Annotated in this window: 3 protein-coding genes; all 3 read left to right on the plus strand. The window is 49.1% G+C overall.

Annotation, left to right across the window (positions count from 1 at the left end):
- Nucleotides 1-154 precede the first annotated feature (154 nt).
- The 3 genes from rutB (at nt 155) to rutD (ending at nt 2,311) form a co-directional block, all read left to right on the plus strand.
- Nucleotides 155-889 carry a pyrimidine utilization protein B gene (gene rutB, locus QVA83_RS08645; protein WP_156078860.1) on the plus strand — a complete coding sequence of 245 codons (735 nt, stop codon included), beginning with the start codon at nt 155-157 and terminating at the stop codon, nt 887-889.
- Nucleotides 890-1,020: 131 nt separating this feature from the next.
- On the plus strand, nt 1,021-1,404 hold the full coding sequence (gene rutC / locus QVA83_RS08650; protein ID WP_014950778.1) for a pyrimidine utilization protein C: 384 nt from the start codon (nt 1,021-1,023) through the stop codon (nt 1,402-1,404).
- 58 nt (nt 1,405-1,462) lie between these two features.
- Complete coding sequence (gene rutD / locus QVA83_RS08655; protein WP_197040352.1) at nt 1,463-2,311, plus strand: pyrimidine utilization protein D; 849 nt, start codon at nt 1,463-1,465, stop codon at nt 2,309-2,311.
- Nucleotides 2,312-2,336: the final 25 nt, after the last annotated feature.

Raw genomic sequence — 2,336 nt, forward strand, 5'->3', positions numbered from 1 at the left:
CCTCTATGCTTGATGAAATAGCCACAGTGCCGGGCTGTGAAGGTGTATTGCTGACCTTCGATGACTTCCTTAAAGGCATGGATGATTTCGGCACTAAAATTCAGCCGCTAATGAAATCCCGTCAGCACTTGCTTAGCACATCGGGAGCCGCCTAATGTCAGCCGGTGAAATATTTGAGGTCTCAGGGTGCTTTCAAGCACGTCAAACAGGGCAGCCCGTACTACCAGCTAAGCCTGAACCGTTGACGTTAAACCCTGCTGAAACTGCTGTAATTGTGGTGGATTTGCAAAACGCTTATGCCAGTAAAAACGGTTACTTAGATAAAGCGGGTTTTGATGTGTCTACCACGGCACCAGTCATTGAGAATACCGTTAAGGTACTGGAAACCGCACGGGCTGCTGGTATGCCGGTGGTGTTTTTACAAAATGGATGGGATGCCGACTATAAAGAGGCGGGCGGCCCAGGTTCGCCGAACTGGTACAAATCTAATGCCCTTAAAACCATGCGTAAACAACCAGAACTTAAGGGCAGTTTGCTCGCCAAGGGGACATGGGATTACGCGCTTGTCGATGCCCTAAAGCCTCAAGATGGCGACATCGTTATACCGAAAACCCGTTACAGCGGTTTTTACAATACTAATTTAGACAGCATGCTGCGCGCACGCGGTATTCGCAACTTAGTGTTTACCGGCATTGCCACTAACGTGTGTGTGGAGTCGACGCTGCGCGATGGCTTTCACCTGGAATATTTTGGTGTGGTGCTGGCCGATGCGGCATATCAAGCTGGCCCGCCAGATATTCACGAGGCCTCACTTTTCAACATTCAGACGTTTTTCGGGTGGGTGTCTACCACCGCGCAGTTCTGTGAAGTGTTTGAAGGGGGGAGTTAGGCGTTTCTTCTTAGCTTCAACTAGCTACACAGACAAAAACAACGCGATAAATCAGTTTGCACGATTTGAAATAAACCATTTATAGGCGCTAGGCAGCAATGCATAGAAAGCGCAATGAAAAGGATAAGAACATGCCAAAGAAAGCCATTATTCCAGCAGGTACATCAACGCCAATAGCCCCTTTTGTTCCAGGCTCTATGGCTGACAATATTTTATATGTGTCAGGTACCTTACCGTTTGATGAAAACAACGACGTAGTCCACGTCGGCGACGCGGAAGCACAAACACGCCACGTTCTAGAAACCATTAAAAGTGTTATCGAAGAAGCGGGCGGCACTATGGATGACGTCACCTTCAACTCAATTTTTATTACCGATTGGGATGACTACGCCGCGGTAAACAAGGTGTACGCCGAATACTTTCCAGGTGAAAAGCCAGCGCGCTACTGCATTAAGGTTGGGCTGGTAAAGCCTGAAGCCTTAATTGAAATTGCGTCTGTAGCACACATTGGGTAGGCGATTATGTTTGGACTTCCCGCGAACTGCGCCCACTGGTTTTATATAGGTGAGCTTTATGCATTCTGAAGTGCAGGCAAGTTACGCCCACATTAGCGGCGAAATGAACGGCGAAATGCGTAACAAGTTACATTACGAAATACACGGTCTGACGTCGCCCGACGCCCCCACGATTGTGTTTAGTTCGGGGCTAAGCGGGGCAGCTAAATTTTGGCAGCCGCAACTGGGCGACTTTGCCCAAGACTACAGAGTGATCACTTACGACCATTATGGCACCAACAAAAGTGTGGGAGACTTGCCAGCGAATTACAGCATTTCACATATGGCGGATGAACTCGCTGCACTTCTTAGAAAACTTGAAGTGCAAGCGTGCCATTTCGTCGGTCACGCGCTGGGTGGTTTGGTGGGGCTTGAGCTTGCTTTGTCTAAACCTAAGCTTTTACAAAGTTTAGTGCTGGTAAACGCATGGAGCAGTGCAAACCCACACACATTGCGCTGCTTTAATATACGCAAAGCGTTACTGGCGGCAGGCAGAAAGGACATGTATTTGCAACTTCAGGCGCTGCTGCTGTTTCCGCCTGATTGGATAGCCGCGAATGCCGCTCACTTGGCAGAGGAAGAGGCGCACTTACTCAACCATTTCCCTAACGAGGAAAACCTGCTCGCCCGCATTGGTGCCCTTAGTACGTTCAATATTGATAAGAGTTTGCACGCCATCACCACACCAACGTTAGCGCTTGCCAACAAAGACGACACCTTGGTGCCGTGGCAGCGTTCACAGATGCTGGCTGAAGCTATGCCCAACGCCGAATTGTCGGTCATGGAATACGGCGGGCATGCATCAAGCATTACAAACACAATTGCGTTTAATGAACTGCTGCGCAGCTATTTAGGGCAAGTGGCCTAACGTGAACATGACACTGCATCAGGCT

This window comes from Alteromonas sp. AO-Serp, from assembly GCF_017849675.1.
GTDB classification, from domain to species: domain Bacteria; phylum Pseudomonadota; class Gammaproteobacteria; order Enterobacterales; family Alteromonadaceae; genus Alteromonas; species Alteromonas macleodii.